The organism is Pseudomonas saxonica, assembly GCF_007858365.1.
Classification (GTDB): Bacteria; Pseudomonadota; Gammaproteobacteria; order Pseudomonadales; family Pseudomonadaceae; genus Aquipseudomonas; species Aquipseudomonas saxonica.
This window is the reverse complement of sequence record NZ_VFIO01000008.1, coordinates 79,329-96,480: the sequence shown is the minus strand read 5'-3', so window position 1 is coordinate 96,480 and position 17,152 is coordinate 79,329. Positions and strand designations below refer to the sequence as shown.

Sequence of the window (17,152 nt, the reverse complement as noted above, 5' to 3'; positions counted from 1 at the left end):
GACGTGGCTACCGACACAAATAGATACCTGTTTCATTGAACTTTCGCCAACTCACCACGATCCGTTCCTTAGCACGTTAGCGCGACCTTAAGGCCAGTGCATACGCACTGAAACCGGCGGGTCGTACAACAACAAGGAGCCGTCGTGACCGTTTCTACCCCCCTTACCTTCCGCTGTACGCCCTCGCCGCTGCACGCCACTCTGCTGGCCGGGACCGTGCCGCTGTTTATGGGTGCAATGTTCAGCGACATTGCCTACTTCAATTCCTTTCAAATTCAATGGAGTAATTTCGCCGCTTGGCTGATCGCGGGAGGATTGTTGTTTGCCGGCCTGGCCCTGCTGTTTTCCTTGGTCAATCTGGTCAGGGCGCAGCCCAAAAGCGGCCGTCCGGTGATCTATTTTCTGTTGCTGCTGTGCACCTGGGTGCTCGGGTTAGTGAACGCGTTTGAACATGCCAAGGACGCCATGGCGACCATGCCGTATGGCTTGCTTCTTTCAGTCATTGTCACCGTGCTGGCCTGTGTGACCACGTGGGTCGGCCTGACCGGTCTGCGTTCGGGAGAAGCGAAATGAAGCCTGAAAATGCACTCACAGTGATCGCCATGGCGGTGTTGTTAAGCGCCTGTGGCGGTGAAGCCGACAGTAAGCTGGCGGTGGGCCCGAATCCTAATTTGCCCGAGCCACAACGTGGCCTGTTGCCCAGCATGAAAATTGCCGAGCCGGTGCAATGGGCCGAGCAAAAGCCCACCGTGCCCAAGGGCTATTCGGTCACGGCGATTGCCACTGATCTGAAAATCCCGCGTCAAACCCTGGTCTTGCCCAATGGCGACATTCTCGTGGCTGAGGGGCGTGGCGGTAATGCGGCCAAACTCAAGCCCAAGGATGTGATTGCCAGTTACATTAAGGCGCAAGGCAACACGCAGGTCAAAGGCGGCAATCGCTTGACCTTGCTGCGTGATGCAGACGGCGATGGTGTCTACGAGGTCAAGTCGGTCTTCGCTGAAAACCTCAATGCGCCCTACGGACTGGCCTACGCCGATGGCAAAATCTACGTTGCCAATCAGGACGCACTGGTGCGTTTCGATTATGAAGACGGTCAAACCAAGGCCAGTGGCCCCGCCATCAAGCTGACTGACCTGCCCTCGGCCATCAACCACCACTGGACCAAGTCACTGACCATCAGCCCGGATGGCCGCTCGTTGTACGTGGGTATCGGTTCCAACAGCAACATCACCGAACGCGGTCTGGAGGTCGAAGCCGACCGCGCGCAGGTGTGGCAGATCGACGCCCAAACCGGCGCCCACAAACCTTATGCCACGGGGCTGCGCAACCCTACCGCGCTGACCATCGAGCCCAATACCGGCAAGCTCTGGGTTGTGGTTAACGAGCGCGATGAGTTGGGCCCCGACCTGGTGCCGGACTACCTGACCTCGGTGCAGCAAGGCGGTTTCTACGGCTGGCCGTATAGCTATTGGGGGCAGCACGCAGATCCGCGCGTGCAGCCGCAAAATCCGCAAAAAGTGGCCGCTGCCATCAAGCCTGATTACAGCCTGGGTTCACACGTGGCTGCACTGGGCGTGGATTTTTCCATCCCGCAACTGGGCACGCAATTCGCTGAAGGCGCCTTTGTGGGTGAACACGGCAGTTGGAACCGCGATAACCCAGTGGGCTATAAGGTGATTTTTGTACCCTTCAAAAATGGCAGCCCGGCGGGTGATCCCGTCGACTTTGCCACGGGCTTTCGTGACGCTGACGGCAAAACCCGCGGGCGACCAGTCGGCGTGACGGTTGATCCAAAAGGCGCCTTAATCATCGCCGACGACCTGGCCAATACGGTGTGGCGCGTTACGCCTGATAAATAATTGATGCACCGGCAGGGCGGACTGGGCCGCCCTGCTCTGGTGAACTCAGGTGGCTTTTTTACGGGCCGGGCTGCGCCGATTGGTGGCGGCCACCGGTTTTTTCTTGCTGGGTGCCGAGGTTTTCCCGGCCTCACGGGCAGGCGATTTTTTACTGTTCAAACTTCTTTTCAGCAGCTCGGTCAAGTCAATCACATCGGCCGATTTCTGCTCATCTGCATCCCCCGGCGTCTCGACATTCTCGATCTTGCCATCCCGCGCTTTGGTTTCAACGAGTTGCATGATCTGGTCTTGAAACGTATCGACGTATTCCTCTGGCTGCCAATCAGCCGACATGTCCTTGACCAGTCGCTTGGCCATATCACGTTCACTTTTGTTGAGTGTGACCTCGGTAACAGCCTCGGTCAGCTCGAGCGTGTCCAGACTGCGCACCTCTGCTGGCCAACGCAGCAGAACCAATACCAGCGCCGATTCAACCGGCATCACCGCTGCGAGATGTTGCGTGGTACGAATGACGACATGAGCCAAAGCGACTTTGCCAGTGTCTACCAAGGTTTGTCGCAACAACGCATACACCTTCTCACCTCGCTTCTGCGGCGCCAGGTAATAAGGCGTATCGATGTTCACCAAAGGGATTTGAGCACTGTCGACAAAGGCAAAAATATCAATGGTCTGTGTTGAATCGGGGTGCGCAGCGCGTATCTCTTCTTCGCTGATGACCACGTAACGACCTTTTTCAAAGGCCACACCTTTAACGATATTTTCCTTGGTGACTTCCTTACCGGTCGCTTTGTTGATGCGTTTGTAACCGACCGGGTCCATGCTGCGCTTGTCCAGCCAGTCGAAGTCCACACCTTGTTGGGAGGTGGCAGACACCAGCCCCACGGGGATGTGAACCAGTCCAAAGCTGATAGCGCCCTTCCACAGAGTTCTCATCATCACGACTCCCTTATTCGTCCAGACCGATGGTTTTACGCATGTTTTTGGTGATCATCTGCCGGGTCTTTGCGTAATCGGCCCAGGGGTCCTTTGAAAGCGATGCCAGCCGTTTGGGCAACGTTTGAATCGTCCACGCATTGGCGCCCTTGATGTCGCTCAGTTCGTCTTTGGCAATGGGCACCGACACGGGCAAGCCCTCCCGTGCCCGAACGGAATAAGCATTAACAGTGGTTGCCCCTTTGCCGTTGCGCAGGTAATCGATAAAAATCTTGCCCACCCGGTTTTTGGGCCCGGCCACCGCCGAAAAGCGCCCCGGCATCAGCTGAGTCATGTACTTCACCAGCTCATGGGTGAAGGTTTTAACCCTCTCCCAAGGGTCTCTGCGCGTCAGCGGCACCACGATATGCACGCCTTTGCCGCCGCTGGTTTTAATAAACGAAGTCAAACCCAGTTCATCGAGCAGGGTCAGGATCAGTTGAGTCGCTTCGACCATGCTTTTCCACGGCAAAGCCGGGTCAGGATCCAGGTCGAGCACAAAGCGATCGGGACGCTCAAGCTCAGGCACTTTCGCATTCCAACTATGGAACTCCACCGTGTTCATCTGCACCGCCTCAAGAAGCGCATCAGCGTTGTTGATGACCATCACAGACTCGCCCTGGGGAGCGTCGACACTGGACAGAGGCAAACCGTGGGCGTTTTTCTGAAAGAATAATTCTCCTGCGATGCCCTCCGGCGCGCGCACCAACGCCACCGGGCGATCTTTTAACGTGGGCAGGATCCAGTCCGCCACACTGACGTAGTACTCCGCCAACTGGCGCTTGGTCGCGCCACTGCTGGCATCGATGACCCGCTCTGGATGAGTGAGCTTGGGGTGATTGCCCGAAGGTGTGGGTTTGGCGACATCGCGGGTGATGTTTTTGACCGGCTTGTCATGGCGCAGCCCTTGAAATACCGCATGGCGAACAGCGCCATCCTGAGTGATTCCTGCGTAGGCGATTTGTGCCAGTTGTTGCGGTTTTAACCAGTGAACCCCCTTTGCCTCAAACCCGGTCGGCGGGTTCACAACACTGGGTTTTTTAATTTCCAGCGGCTTGAGTTGTGCATGCACCGATTGCAGGGTCTTGCCATCAAATCCCGTCCCCACTTTGCCGGCATAGCGCAGCTCACCACTGTCCTGGTCATGCAGCCCCAGCAGTAAAGCCCCAAAATACTGGCGACTGCCTTTGGGCTCGGTGAAGCCCACCACGACGAACTCCTGCCCTTGCTTGCATTTGAGCTTGATCCAGTCGTCCGAACGCTTGGACACATAAGGGCTGCCCGCGCGCTTGCCGATCAAACCCTCCATATTCATTTGGCAGGCACTGCGCAGCAGGCTTGGGGCATCTTCGCAGAAATCGTCGGAATAACGCAGGGCGGTATTTTTATTGCTTTTGAGCACTTTTTGCAGCGCTGACCGACGCGCTTCCAGCGCCACGTTGCGCAGGTCTGCTCCATTGAGATAGGGCATGTCGAAGAGATAAAAGATGATGTCGCTGCTTTTATCAGCGTCGAAGGCATTTTGAAGCTGCTGGAAATTGGGGACGCCCTGACTGTCGAGTACGACCACTTCACCGTCAAGCCAGGCTGACTCCAGTTTCAACGTCGCGATGGCCTTGGCCAGCTCGGGCAACTTTGCAGTCCAGTCATGGCCATTGCGGGTGAATAGCTTGACCTCACCTTTATCGACCCGGGCCAACATGCGATAACCGTCGAATTTGATTTCGTATAGCCAGTCGCCAGCGGGCGGGTGTTCAACCAGCGTCGCCAGCTCAGGTTTCATGCTGTCAGGCTGCGGGCCGGCTGTGGCGCCAGTCAGTTGCCCAGTTGCGATGGGCTTGGCAGGTTTGGACGCAGGTTTGCTGGCCTTTTTTTTGCTCTGAGTAGCAGCCGCCTTGGGCTTTTTCTCACCAAGGGTACGGTCGCTGAGCACTGAATCTGGCATTGCTTGGGTCACGTCAAACTCAGACGCCGGCCTGGCCGCATCGTCCTGATGCTTGATCAAAAACCACAGTTGCTTTTTGCCCTCCTGATTAGAGCGCACAAGATTCCAGATGCCCTGAAGTTTCTCGCCCTCCAGCTCAAACTTGAGCCTGCCTTTTTTAAGCAGCGCCACCGGATCACCGACAGGCTTCCACACACCACGATCCCAGACGATGACATCGCCCGCGCCATAATGCCCCTCGGGAATATGCCCCTCGAAAGAGGCGTAATCCAGCGGATGGTCTTCAACTTCCACTGCCAGACGTTTGACGTGAGGGTCAAGGCTCGGTCCTTTAGGCACCGCCCAGCTTTTGAGGGTGCCTTGCAGTTCGAGGCGAAAGTCATAGTGCAGATGGCTCGCATCATGCTTCTGGATACAGAACTGCAGGGCATGCCCAGATGATGTTTTCTTGATCGCGCCGGACGGCTCAGGAGTCGCCGAAAAATTGCGCTTCTTTTGGTAGTCGTCCAGTGCGTCAGTCATACGCAATCCTCACGTTGTAAGCGTGTGAGGGTCGCAATGGGGCAGGAGTTCCTTCTATTTCACCACCGTTATAAACGGTGATCAGCTGTACTCAGCAACCCCCCAATACCAGCTTCTTCCGTTCGGGCCCAAAGAAGAATGGCCGCAGACGCACGCCCACGCTGTTGCCGATAAATGCAGCCACCAACCACACCCAACCATGCAGGCTGCCTGAAGCGATGCCACTGAAATACGCGCCGATGTTGCAGCCGTAGGCCAAGCGAGAGCCATAGCCCAGTAGCAGCCCACCCATCACCGCTGCGACCAGCGAGCGGGTGGGGATCTTCAGGCTGGGGGCGAAACGTCCGGCCAGCCCTGCGGCCAATAGCGCGCCCAGCACGATACCGATATCCATGACGCTGGTGATGTCTTCCCAAACAGGTGCCGCCAGGGCCTTGGCATTGCCCGGCATCTGCCAGAAACCCCAACTGGCGACATCGACGCCCAGACCACTTGCCGCCTTGGCGCCCCACAGTGCAAACGCCGAGGTAATGCCCCACGGCCGCCCCGCCAGCGCCAGCGTGGCGTAGTTGAGCAACGCCAGACCGATCGCCCCCCACACCAGCGGCCACGGCCCGCGCAAGAAACGGCGCACACCCTGATAGTCACTGGTCACACCCGCTTCAAGCGTGCCATGACGCGCTTTCTCCAGCCGTACGGTCACCGCCGCGATGATCGCAAACACGGCCAGGCTCATCAGCAAGGCTGGCACGACACCCAGCGTCTGGACAATGGACGTTGCCGGGAACGAGGGCAACGCGAACCACCAGTCGACGTGGTGAGTGGCAATCAACGACCCACAGATAAAAAAGAACAGCGTCACCAGCATGCGCGCATTGCCCCCGCCCACGGTGAACAGCGTGCCGGATGCACACCCGCCGCCGAGTTGCATGCCAATGCCGAAAATAAACGCACCGAACACCACCGACACCCCGATTGGCGCCACCAGCCCGACAACGGGTTGGCCAAACAGCGTCCCCGCCCCCAGTGCGGGGAAAAACAGGACCACCGCCACCGCCAGCATCACCATTTGCGCACGCAAACCGGCGCCCCGGCGATCATTGATAAACACCCGCCAGGCCGAGGTAAAACCAAAGGCGGCGTGATACAGCGTCAAGCCCAGCGCAGCGCCGACGATCAACAACAGAACTTGGCGCGAGCCGACGCTGTTTTGCAGAAATACAGCGCCCAGCAACAGAAGAACAAAAGCCAGCCAGGGCGCGAAGGATTTGCGCTCAGGTGACAGAGTAAGAGAACGGCTCATGAAGAATCCCGGTACGGTTGATTGGGTGTAATAGCGAAGGTGCGCAGTATACCGATGAGCGAAGCAATCAGAGCGCTTGCAGAGCTTTGCGGTACGGCAGTGCAACATAGGCTGCAGCGCCCAGGAAGAAAACATCGGCGGTGCTGACGTAGTACTCACCCAGGTCGACCTCACAGAACCCAGCGACGTTCACGCGGGTCATACCTGAAATTTCAGCTTTACTCTGCTGCACTTTCCCTTAGGAGCACGCTTATGAAAATCACTCGTGTCGGTTCGACCCCTTCGCAAAAAGGCCCCGCCGACTGGTTCACCGGCCACGTGCGCATCGACAGTCCTTTTCAGGGCGAAGAACCGGCACGTATTGCCGGCGCTATCGTCACGTTCGAGCCGGGCGCACGTACCAACTGGCACACGCACCCTCTGGGGCAGACGCTGATTGTGACTCAAGGCAAAGGATGGACCCAATGTGAGGGGGGCCCAAAAGTGGAAATTGCGGCGGGTGACATCATTTGGTGCCCCTGCCAGCGACGTCATTGGCACGGCGCCACAGCAACCACCGCCATGACGCATATCGCCATTACCGAGTACCTCGACGGCAAGAATGTCGACTGGCTGGAGCCCGTCAGTGATGACGAGTACCTGGCTGACGTGTCTCAAGACCGTTCGTAATAGCGGATTGTGAGTGCGAACTCCGGGGAGCGGATGCAGGTAACGCCCCCGGAGTCGCAGTAACCTTGTGTGTCAGCCAGCAGAACAAAACTTAAAGAAATAGCCTTCAGCGCCGATAGTGCCTTCCAAGTAACTCACCCTTAACAATGGAAGGTATAGATGGCCACCGCCAAGGAAAAGCAAGATAACGCTCGCGCGATATGTTTACTGGTGGGATTTGTTGTATTTATCCCCTTGATGATTGTTTCGTTTTTCCGGTATCAAACATTTAAAACCACCTACACCGAGAATGAATACTCGCAACGCATTTTCGATATTGGCAACTTGGCCCCAGCCTTCATTACCGCCGGATCATTTCTGTTGCTGGCCTATATCGTGTGTGCATATTCATTCGGCTCACCCATAGGCTATGTACTTGGCCCTATTGCCTTGATCGGCACCGGGCTGATCTGCGTAAAAATTGCCCAATCCATCGCCGCCACCTATTTCGGTGTCTTCGTGGACGCCTTCAACAATCGCGTACTGTTACCCAAAGACATGGCCAACTACTCAATCAGTGATTACTTCAACCTGAAATTCATCACTGACTTGGGCACTCTGGAACAAGTGCCTCTGGACCAAATAAGAAAGATCACCCGACAAGGTGGTAAACAGCTGTTTATCCATGGCCGATTTGGCTCGCGCGGCATGAGCTTTTCAAATAAACAGAAACGCGATGAATGCATTTCTGCCATTGAAGATGGGGCCCGAGTGTCCGCGTCGCTTGAGTTTGAAGACGCAGCTTAAACCTTCCGGGTGCGGGGTCTACCTGATGGGCACGTCACCAACTGCCATAGGGAATGCCCCAGCGCTCGACGTAGCGTTTGGAGTTTTCGTCGATGGGGTAAGCGTAACGTCCTTGATTTCGCCCTTGATCAGGACCTAACGGCTCCACTTGAGCCTGACCCTGGTCGACCAAAACAAAGTTCGAGCAATTATCCTGCACCCAGACCCGAATCACCCCGCCTGGCGCCAAGCCTAAAGTCAGTGATGCGTAATAACTGGCTTGTTGCTCAGGCCAGGCAGGGCATCGGCGGGCTGTAGAGCCACGCATGATGCTGCGAGCGTTTTCAGAGATATTGACCCAACCGCTGTAGGTAGTTTGTTCAATGATGGACTGCCATCGTACGTAAACAATTTTGGGTAGATCTGCTCCGGTCATGGTGTAGACATTACCTATATTTGTGCGCCATCCCCGTGCGTATTCCTCGTCCAGCCCCAGATTATTAGAACCGAGTCCACCACCACTCGGCCCCCTGATTAATCGTCCTTTGATGTCTGCAACGGTGATTTGCTCAATCCAGCCTTGCATGAAAGACGGACTTCTGTAGTCAATGCTCCAGGTATCGCTTTTAGGGTCGTCAGCCCCGGACAGCGGGTCGTTTTTGCAGGCAGACACCATTAATAGGCTTACCAACACGAGAGCTGTTTGGAGTCGTTTCATCACGCTACCTTTGTTCGCACATAGGAAATGATGGGGGCCAAGGTATAAAGCAGTGAGCAGATGCCCTGATGGGCACATCACCAACTGCCATAAGGAATGCCCCAGCGCTCGACGTAGCGTTTTGCGTTTTCATCAATGGGGTGAGCGTAACGTCCTTGATTTTTCCCTTGATACGGGCCTAAAGGTTCAACCTCGGCCTGTGCGCGTGCGATCTTATGAGGAAGAATGCAGTGATCCTCTACCCACACTCCAATAACACCTCCGGGAGCAACCCCCACATTGATCGAGGCCAGTGTATTCAGTGGGCGACCAGGAAATTTAGTGCATTTACGTCGCACAGAGTTGTACATCATGCTGCGAGCTTCCTCGGGAATTTCGATCCAGCTCTTATAGGTCTTTTGTTCAATGATGGACTGCCAGCGCACGTAAATACGTTTTGGCAAATCAGCGCCACTCATCGTATAAACATCCCACCCACCATCCCTGTACCAGCCTCTTGCAACTTCTTTTTCAATGTGTTCATCGCCCGTTCCGAGCAAGCCCCTTGGGCCAACAGATCGCCTGCCTTCAACATCCTCAGCAACGACCAGCTCAACCCAACCCTGCATATAAGGCGGACTGAACACAATAAGACTCCAGTCTTTACTCGGCACAGAGCTATTACTGAGAAAGGAGTCGTTTTTGCAGGCTGTCAGGGCTAACAGACTGAGCAGTAAAAATACTGTTTTAAGTGGTTTCATAATGCTCACGTTGTTCGCACATGGGGATGGCGAACGCGTATTCCGTTCTCCATGGGGGAGTTGATATAAAGCAGCGTGATGGCTTTGCCTCTGGCTTTGGCCAAGGGATGGTTCCAATGGGCTGAGGTGTGAATATAGCGGCGTCGCAACAGCCTTTCTTCTGTCGGTGTAACGGAGTAATCACCCGCAACAAACCGTTCACACAGTGGCTCAAGCTCCTCGGGTATCAAATATTCAGGTTTATCTTCGATATCTTTTAACGGTACTTGCTTGGCCTTGGCCAACGCATGCATTACTCGAAAATACACCAGAGATAATTCACCTCGCACTTCCCTTCTTATTTGCAAGCCCGCATAAACCCGTTTTCGTAGCGGGGCCATACGGTCCTCACTGTCTGGGGGGAGTCGCTCTGCCTTGGGTGTCACTATATGCAGCGCATCCGCGGGCCAGCCCTCAGCTATCCAACGTGCTTTAGCTTCCACGGCATCACGATAAATCGATGTGTCGGTGACGTCCTGATCCAGCGTTACCTCAAGCGCTTGCAGAGGCGTGACCATCAGCTCTTCTTCCAACAGTGCTCGATAGCCCCCGCCGATGTCCGAGTGCACGCCCGGCAACTTTATATCGAGATGGTCGGGGCCAACTTCACTTAATGCGAAGTTAAAGCGCTTTTCATCACGGGCGACCAATTGCACCACGTTATTGATCCGGTTCGGCCTTAAGTACAGTTGCAGAAGAGGAATATGCTTGCTGCTTAAATTGCCCAGGTTGTCCCACCCCACAATGGAGGCGACAGTATCAAACAGGCCGACAAACCCCAGCTGAACATCGGTATAAGGCGCATAACAAGCACTGAATTTAAGCTGGGAGCGATCCATGAGTTCACGCCAATACCCCTGAGTACCACTGGTAACTTGGTTAACAAAGTGACGAGCAGCGGCTGCACCCCGGCTAAAACCAAACACATCAAAGGTCACAGCGCTGATCTCGGCGTCCAGATGTAAACCACTAAGGCTTTGCATCCATCTGAGAAGCTGCTGAAACATTTTCCCCACGCGCTCCTCGACTCCGGTCTCGCCACGCCCCGTACCCGAACCGATCCAGCTGTCCTCTTCACCCCGCACAGTGCCAATACCGTCCACGTAAAATCTGCGTTGCAGACTTCTGCTCTTACCGCTGCCTTTCAACACTTCATCTGATTTATACAAGTCCCATAACCGCGCCACATTACTTAGATCATTCCCATAACTGCTCTCGGGATCAGCCATATACGCTTTGCAGCTACCGTCCAGATCCTCCGCCCGCACAGGGTAATGGGCCCCGCAGCGTTTGCCGTCGAAGGTATTACTGGCGTTGTTGCCGGTGCCGTCAAAGAACACACCGATGCGCAAGCGCAGATCGAACTTTTTGGCGCGCTCTTCGCGCTGTTTTTGCTCGTAATAGTCAAAGCACTTTTGGTGGCTGGCCGCATCGGCCGCCATGACAGGGTCATAGCTGCGGTTTATAACCTCTTGATCAGCCATTTCTTTGGCGGTCATGTCGTCGAGGTATTTATAGCCCCCCTCCCCCCCTACATGGCGCCAAATTTTGCGGGGTGCATTTTTATTAGCCATGCGCGTCCTTTAGCCGCCGTAAAAGCCTGAACTCTAGGTAAGTGACGCGAAAACTTATGTAGGAGCGAACTAATAGATTACGAAAGATGAAGACTTTTTTGTCGTAGGACATACCGCAGGCTGTAAGCTTTTAACGCCACCCGGGTGCGGTGCTTGATCGCACCTGTGCTAATCATCGAGCACCGCTACCGACGCTCGGCTTCGTCCGATTCATAAGGGTGTAGTGAGCGAAAAAGGGATACGCATGTCTTCCACAGGACCTGTATCCCGGCCGCACATTTCGTCGTGCACGCAGTGCTGCACCAACACGCAAGGAAATACCGGCACGGTCTGCAGCAAATCACGCAGTTGGGTGATCGAACGCAAGTGCATCGGCTTGGCCGTATCGTCAAGCAAGGTGAACAGGCCGTTATCCAATCGGATCCGTGCCACATAAAAACCACCTTCGAGAGACAGCAACTCCAGTTCCTGAATTTCGCTATTAGTCGCACGCTCCATAAGGGCCTTCAGGTTCATGCTTCACTCCTTACCTACCAGGGTAGGCGTTCTCCATCGTAGGCAAAGAAATGGCCGCTGTCGGCCGGCGTCAACTGGTCAATCAAGGTCAGTAATTGGTCAGCGGCAACGTCTGCCGGGCGGGCATTGGAGGCGCCGCGGAAAGGTTGCGACAACCCGGACACAACCGTGCCGGGGTGCAGACTGAGCAAGCGGCTCTGCGGGCAAGTGCGCGCCAGTTCGATGGCGGCGGTCTTGATCAACATGTTCAGCGCAGCCTTGGAGGCGCGATAGGCGTACCAGCCACCCAAACGGTTGTCGCCAATGCTCCCGACCTTAGCCGACAGCATCGCCATCGCTCCCTTGGAATCGAGCAGCGGCAGAAAATGGCGCAACACCAATGCGGGCCCCAGTGTGTTTACTTGAAACACGGCCTGCAGCGCCTCCTGCTCGATCGCACTGAAGCTTTTTTCCGGTTTGATCCGGTCGCGATGCAGCAGGCCGGCAGCGTGTACGATCAGTTGATACGGCGCTTCGGTTGCCAGTTCGGTGGCGGCGCTGGCAATCGTTTCGGGTCGTTCAAGGTCCAGCTCGGGAAGGGTATGACGCCCCAGCTCGCGAACACCGGCGCAGCGCGGATCCTGTTTGAGTTGTTGGCAAAATGCCGTGCCGAGGGCGCCACTGGCGCCGATCACCAGCGCACGATAACCGTCGCCCAGCGAAGCCATGGTCCATGCGCGGTTCATTGGCTCTCTCCGACGCCCTGGCGCTGGAAGAACAACGTCACCTGGCCGACCTCTACCCCAAACTTGGACATGCTGGTGCGGTTGATCAACGTGTCCTCGTCCATCAAATACATCCAGTCGTCCATGCTCATTTCATAGGTAGAATCGTCGACCGGCAGGTTCAGGCGATAGCGCCAGTGCAACGTGTTTCCAGCGACTTGGCCTTCGGCGACACCCACCACATCATCCGCGCGACCGCTCCAGCGCCCCTGCCCCTCGGGCGTGAGGGTCCAGACGCGGCGCTGGCGGGTACCGTCGCTGTACACAAAGCGCTCGTCGAGAATCAGGTTGTTGCCTTCGTGGCGGCTAACAATATTGACCTCGAAACGCTTGGCCACCTCACCGTTACGCTTCTGAAACATCCCCCAGGCTTTGACGGGCTGGCTGAAAAAATGCTCCAGATTCAATGCCGGTTGCTGATCCGCATATCGGGCGACATCCACACTGGCGCAGCTCGCCACGCCGAATACCAGTGCCACTAACAGCAGAAATCGTGTCATTGCCATACTCCCCAAGAACCCAGACGATGGGTTGAGTGTCGACCCATGAAGTTATACAGCCTGCATAATATGTATAGGTTATCGACGCCTGATGAGCTGAAGGAATTCATGCAGAGCCCTGGAACTATCACGCAAAGCGCCCAGCATGGCGGAGGATGTCATGACCGGATTCTGTTCCCTTTAACCTGAGACAGTACGGTGGGGTTGCCTTCAAGGCTGGCACGACTCAGATTACGCACAAGGATGTAACTTCTGACTTTCCAAGGTGGAATAGATGTTGAACAAAGCCCTGAAACGCAACACCCTCCTCGCCCTTCTCTCTGCTGCCTTGGCCCCTGTGATCATGGCTGCCACACCTGAAATGCCCAAGGGAATGACGGTCAAAGAGCTCATGCCCAGCGAACCCTTCCCATCGACTTACCCCGGATTTGAAAGTCAGAAAAGCAAGTTTCCGGCGCAACTTGAAGGCAGCGGCGAGTTCGAGGTCACGCGTATTGCAAGCGTCTGCGCCGATCCAGATACCCCGATCAATTTCGCGATGGAAGCTGAGCATTTCATTCGAATGGGTAACAAGCCGGTGGCCGCCGTGCTGGAAAAACGCAACATCGATTGGGAGATGTGTGACGCCTCGGTGGTTGGCCAAAAACTCAAGGTGGTTCGTTTGCAGCTCTTGGGCATGGGCTGTGGCTTTCCTTTTGTGGGCCAACAAAAGATCCCTGTTGACCAGATCAGTCAACATGCCTGCTTTTACTTGCCCGTGGTGGAGTACAACGGCAAGGAGCAACTGATGGCCAGCGATGCGCTGCAAGGTTTCGAGGGTTTTGCTATCGAGCGTCTGAGTGCTTATTTGAATAAGTAAAGACCAGCACATTGATCGACACGGCCCAAACATACCTACATGATTTGAGCCAATCGAAGTGCCACAACCACCGCCTGCTCGGCGCTGATAATATTCGTGAAGCCGAGTACCAGCCCATGCCTGGGCTTGCCTTCCAAGTACCACTGTGAAAGCGGTTCAACAGCGATGCCAATGGCATGGGCACGCTGAGCGAGCTCACTATCATCACCTTCGCAAAGGCCTGCGACCAGATGCATGCCGCCCAATTGAGGGTTGATCTTCAAGCGGTCGCCGAATTGTTGATGCAGTGCATCGACCAGCCATTGACGGCGGCGCGCGTAGAGGGTTCGCATTTTCTTTAAATGCCGACCGAAATGCCCCTCGTTGAGAAAAGCGCTGACAGTCGCCTGAAGCAGGTGTGGGCAGTGGTTGTGCAGACGATCCGCCTGACGGGCGAATGCTTGGCTCTGTTCGGCTGGCACAACCAGGTAGGCCAAACGCAAGCCTGGAAACAGTACCTTGCTGAAAGTGCCGGTATAAAGCACGCGGCCCTGCTGGTCGAGGCTCTTGAGGGCTGGCAAGGGCTTGCCTTGATAGCGGTATTCACTGTCGTAATCGTCCTCAATAATCCAGCTACCCTCGCAGTTGGCCCAGTCCAGCAACGCCAACCGGCGCGGCAGTGATAGCGATACGCCCAAAGGGCTTTGGTGGGTAGGAGTAACCACTGCGAAGCGGGCATGCGGAGCACGGGCTATACCTTGCGCGACATCCAGGCCCTGGTCGTCTACAGGAACCGGCACCAACTGTGCGCCAGCTTCCAGTAGGGCGTTCCTGGCCATGAAATAGCCGGGCTCTTCAAACCAGCATGTATCGCCCTGGCGCATTAACGTGTGGCTAATCAGGTCGAGGCAGGCGCGATAGCCGGCGCACACAAAAACTTGATCCGGGTGGCAGGTGATACCCCTCGAAATCCCCAGATAAGACGCGATGGCTGAGCGCAACGGTGCATAGCCTTGAGGGTCCGGGTAGACGAGGCCTTCGAGCCCAGTCTGGCGCAGCTGACGACCCGCTAATCGTGTCCAGAGCTTGCGGGGAAAAGCATCAAGCGCGGGAAGACCCATCTGCAGTGCAAGCGGAAGCGTCCCGGAATGAGTGGCCTGGTACGTCGGCGAAGCAACCGGGGCGCGAAGTGTTGTCGATGGAACAGGCGCCAGTTGTGGTGTGACAAACGTCCCGGCTGCGCCGCGAGCAATCAGGTAGCCCTCGCCAATCAGTAACTGATAGGCCGCTTCTACAGTACCGCGCGCCAGATTCAGCTCCGCCGCCAGCGCGCGAACTGCAGGTACCCGATCCCCTGGGCGCAGGCGGCCGTCAGCGATGGATTCACGAAATCGCTGATAAAGCTGGCGATAAATCGGCGCAGGCTGGCTATGGTCCAACTGAAAGGAAACGATCATGGCCTAGTCATTTATGCATTTTTTGGCCCTGTAGTTTAGGCCATTACGCCCCTAAAGTGGCCCATCTCTCTTCAACGGACGACGGATATGCCTTACACGCTTCAACATCTCGAGAGCGAGGAAGCCTTTCAGGCCAGTTTCGACCTAATGCGCGTCTTGCGGCCCCATGTCGCCAAACCGGCTACCTATGTGGCGCAATTGGCTCGGCAGACTGAGCAGGGCTACCGTCTGCTAGCAGCATGGGGCGGTGAGCACATCGTCGGCCTGATCGGTTACCGCGAGCTGGAAAACCTGCTCTACGGGCGGTTCATCTACGTCGATGATCTAGTGGTGAGTCCCGACTTTCAGGGCAGAGGCCTGGGAGAGCGGCTGTTGACCGCTGTTCGCGATGAAGCCGTGCAACGCGACTGTGATCACTTTGTACTGGATACCGGATTGCATATGCCGTTGGCCCAGCGCTTCTATTTTCGCCAGGGGCTGCTGGCGCGTGGCATGCATTTCACCGAGAGCCTACGGGCAGGGAGCCTGGCATGAACAATGTCCTGCTGATCAACGCCAGCCCGTTTGGGCAGGATTCCCATGCGAACCAGTTGGCACTGGAGCTGGTGACATCCTTGCGGTACCGGCATCCGAAACTTGAACTGGTTGAGCGCGACCTGGGGGCGGATCCGTTGCCACCGCTTGGTATGGACTACGCCCAGGCTCTGACCACGGTCACGCCTTTCGACTCGCCGGTGTTTGAGTGTTCCGAAGTGCTGATCGGCGAGTTGGAACGCTGCGATATCCTGCTCATTGCCACCCCGATGCACAACTTCACGCTCCCCGCCGCGCTCAAGCTCTGGATTGATTACGTTCTGCGCATACACCGGACATTCAGTACACATTCAGAGGGCAAGACCGGTCTGTTGAAGGACCGCGCTGTGTACGTATTGGTTGGTTCCGGTGGCTTTCACCAGGGCGAGCGGGCAAGCCAACCGGATTTTCTAACGCCTTACCTCAGCCAGGCCCTCAACACCCTCGGCTTGCTCAACCTGAAATTCACGTATCTCCAAGGGTTGGTGTTTGGTGAAGAGGCGGTCCAGGCAACAGTAAAAGATGCCCGAACCCAACTGTCACTGGATCCGCTGTTCGACAACCTCGTTGACGTCTAATCACTTTTTCTACACAGGATTTTCACCATGAGCCAACTGAGGCTGCCATTTCCTTCCCTGTCGCCTGCAGCCTACCAAGGCCTGCTCGCCACCAATACGGCGCTGGCCACGAGTCCGTTAGGCTTGCCGCTGCTTGAACTGGTGTATTTGCGCATCTCGCAGATCAACGGCTGCGCTTTTTGCCTGGGCACACATTCGCAGACCCTGCGCGAATGTGAGGTGCCGCAAGAGAAGCTGGATTGTCTTGCAGGCTGGCGAATCAGCGAACACTTTAACGAACGCGAACGCGCTGCGCTGGCCTGGGTCGAGACACTCACCTACATCAGCGAGAAAGGCGCGCCAGATGAGTTATACGATCCTTTGAAAACGCACTTCTCCGACGCCGAGATTTCCGATCTGACTTTAGCAGCGGCCTTGATGAATGCCTTTAACCGGCTGGCGGTGGGGATGAATCTCTAAGAGAAAGAGAGGGCTGGCTGAATACGATTATGAGTCGTATGAATGTTGCCCTTACTCCACTCCCTATTTGACCCCGTTCACTTCCTGGCACTTATTAACCAATCTGAAGACCGGGCTATCGCCCTCGTAAAGAGGCATTGGTTGCCATGGAACAGAAGATTCTGGGTAATAAGCCGTAGGTGAACCGTTGGGGTGGAACAGTACAACAACACGCGGTTGCACTTTAAGTACCCCAGCGTTAACCTTTCGACTTCGCTGCACATCAGCGAACGGGTTTGACGGCCCGATCAACAATAGGCGCACAGGCGCCCCCATTACGATTGCAGGCGCTTTTTTTTGCGTCTGCATCTTCGTCAAT

Annotated in this window: 19 protein-coding genes; 8 read left to right on the top strand and 11 right to left on the bottom strand. The window is 55.9% G+C overall.

Annotated features, from left to right (window positions below; all coding sequences use genetic code 11):
• Positions 1–144: 144 nt before the first annotated feature.
• Both FJD38_RS18430 and FJD38_RS18425 read left to right on the top strand, forming a co-directional pair.
• Positions 145–573 carry a DUF2231 domain-containing protein gene (locus tag FJD38_RS18430; RefSeq protein ID WP_146386779.1) on the top strand — a complete coding sequence of 143 codons (429 nt, stop codon included), beginning with the start codon at positions 145–147 and terminating at the stop codon, positions 571–573.
• Entirely contained in the window at positions 570–1,862 is a 1,293-nt protein-coding gene (locus FJD38_RS18425) for a PQQ-dependent sugar dehydrogenase (protein ID WP_146386777.1), read from the top strand. The genes FJD38_RS18430 and FJD38_RS18425 overlap by 4 nt, the downstream gene beginning before the upstream one ends.
• A gap of 45 nt (positions 1,863–1,907) precedes the next feature.
• Here the strand turns inward: FJD38_RS18425 and ku are convergent, their stop codons facing one another.
• The 4 genes from ku to FJD38_RS25025 all read right to left on the bottom strand — a co-directional run bounded on the left by ku (position 1,908) and on the right by FJD38_RS25025 (position 6,806).
• A complete protein-coding gene (ku, locus tag FJD38_RS18420) occupies positions 1,908–2,798 on the bottom strand; it encodes a non-homologous end joining protein Ku (RefSeq protein ID WP_122783144.1) in 891 nt (296 codons plus the stop codon).
• A gap of 10 nt (positions 2,799–2,808) precedes the next feature.
• Positions 2,809–5,301, bottom strand: a complete 2,493-nt coding sequence (ligD, locus tag FJD38_RS18415; RefSeq protein ID WP_146386775.1) for a DNA ligase D — start codon at positions 5,299–5,301, stop codon at positions 2,809–2,811.
• Between the two features lie 91 nt (positions 5,302–5,392).
• Positions 5,393–6,604, bottom strand: coding sequence for a YeeE/YedE family protein (locus FJD38_RS18410; protein WP_146386773.1), 1,212 nt, complete (start codon positions 6,602–6,604; stop codon positions 5,393–5,395).
• A 67-nt stretch (positions 6,605–6,671) separates the two neighbouring features.
• A complete protein-coding gene (locus FJD38_RS25025) occupies positions 6,672–6,806 on the bottom strand; it encodes a hypothetical protein (protein ID WP_280116034.1) in 135 nt (44 codons plus the stop codon).
• A gap of 50 nt (positions 6,807–6,856) precedes the next feature.
• Here FJD38_RS25025 and FJD38_RS18405 point away from each other — a divergent pair, with 50 nt between their 5' ends.
• Positions 6,857–7,273, top strand: coding sequence for a (R)-mandelonitrile lyase (locus tag FJD38_RS18405; protein ID WP_122783141.1), 417 nt, complete (start codon positions 6,857–6,859; stop codon positions 7,271–7,273).
• Positions 7,274–7,432: 159 nt separating this feature from the next.
• The gene (locus FJD38_RS18400) at positions 7,433–8,059 is read left to right on the top strand and encodes a hypothetical protein (RefSeq protein ID WP_122783140.1); all 627 of its coding nucleotides are present in this window, start codon (positions 7,433–7,435) and stop codon (positions 8,057–8,059) included.
• A 34-nt stretch (positions 8,060–8,093) separates the two neighbouring features.
• On the opposite strand, the gene FJD38_RS18395 is transcribed toward FJD38_RS18400, so the two are convergent.
• The 6 genes from FJD38_RS18395 to FJD38_RS18370 all read right to left on the bottom strand — a co-directional run bounded on the left by FJD38_RS18395 (position 8,094) and on the right by FJD38_RS18370 (position 12,889).
• On the bottom strand, positions 8,094–8,756 hold the full coding sequence (locus FJD38_RS18395) for a DUF2931 family protein (protein WP_122783139.1): 663 nt from the start codon (positions 8,754–8,756) through the stop codon (positions 8,094–8,096).
• A 77-nt stretch (positions 8,757–8,833) separates the two neighbouring features.
• Complete coding sequence (locus tag FJD38_RS18390) at positions 8,834–9,496, bottom strand: DUF2931 family protein (RefSeq protein ID WP_122783190.1); 663 nt, start codon at positions 9,494–9,496, stop codon at positions 8,834–8,836.
• A 5-nt stretch (positions 9,497–9,501) separates the two neighbouring features.
• Positions 9,502–11,034: a T6SS phospholipase effector Tle1-like catalytic domain-containing protein gene (locus tag FJD38_RS18385; RefSeq protein WP_244302758.1), complete on the bottom strand. Its 1,533-nt coding sequence runs from the start codon at positions 11,032–11,034 to the stop codon at positions 9,502–9,504.
• A 285-nt stretch (positions 11,035–11,319) separates the two neighbouring features.
• Entirely contained in the window at positions 11,320–11,625 is a 306-nt protein-coding gene (locus FJD38_RS18380) for a DUF6482 family protein (RefSeq protein ID WP_146386769.1), read from the bottom strand.
• 14 nt (positions 11,626–11,639) lie between these two features.
• Positions 11,640–12,350, bottom strand: a complete 711-nt coding sequence (locus tag FJD38_RS18375) for an SDR family NAD(P)-dependent oxidoreductase (RefSeq protein WP_146386767.1) — start codon at positions 12,348–12,350, stop codon at positions 11,640–11,642.
• A complete protein-coding gene (locus tag FJD38_RS18370; RefSeq protein WP_146386765.1) occupies positions 12,347–12,889 on the bottom strand; it encodes a DUF3833 domain-containing protein in 543 nt (180 codons plus the stop codon). The genes FJD38_RS18375 and FJD38_RS18370 overlap by 4 nt, the downstream gene beginning before the upstream one ends.
• A 274-nt stretch (positions 12,890–13,163) precedes the next feature.
• On the opposite strand from FJD38_RS18370, the gene FJD38_RS18360 reads away from it, so the two are divergent.
• The gene (locus FJD38_RS18360) at positions 13,164–13,748 is read left to right on the top strand and encodes a hypothetical protein (protein WP_146386763.1); all 585 of its coding nucleotides are present in this window, start codon (positions 13,164–13,166) and stop codon (positions 13,746–13,748) included.
• 35 nt (positions 13,749–13,783) lie between these two features.
• Here FJD38_RS18360 and pdxR read toward each other — a convergent pair whose 3' ends face one another.
• Positions 13,784–15,184, bottom strand: a complete 1,401-nt coding sequence (gene pdxR / locus FJD38_RS18355) for a MocR-like pyridoxine biosynthesis transcription factor PdxR (RefSeq protein ID WP_122783133.1) — start codon at positions 15,182–15,184, stop codon at positions 13,784–13,786.
• Between the two features lie 87 nt (positions 15,185–15,271).
• On the opposite strand from pdxR, the gene FJD38_RS18350 reads away from it, so the two are divergent.
• The 3 genes from FJD38_RS18350 to FJD38_RS18340 are packed head-to-tail and all read left to right on the top strand — an operon-like array spanning position 15,272 to position 16,794.
• The gene (locus tag FJD38_RS18350) at positions 15,272–15,718 is read left to right on the top strand and encodes a GNAT family N-acetyltransferase (RefSeq protein WP_146386761.1); all 447 of its coding nucleotides are present in this window, start codon (positions 15,272–15,274) and stop codon (positions 15,716–15,718) included.
• On the top strand, positions 15,715–16,335 hold the full coding sequence (locus tag FJD38_RS18345; RefSeq protein WP_122783131.1) for an FMN-dependent NADH-azoreductase: 621 nt from the start codon (positions 15,715–15,717) through the stop codon (positions 16,333–16,335). The genes FJD38_RS18350 and FJD38_RS18345 overlap by 4 nt, the downstream gene beginning before the upstream one ends.
• A 27-nt stretch (positions 16,336–16,362) precedes the next feature.
• On the top strand, positions 16,363–16,794 hold the full coding sequence (locus tag FJD38_RS18340) for a carboxymuconolactone decarboxylase family protein (RefSeq protein WP_146386759.1): 432 nt from the start codon (positions 16,363–16,365) through the stop codon (positions 16,792–16,794).
• The last annotated feature ends 358 nt before the right edge of the window (positions 16,795–17,152 follow it).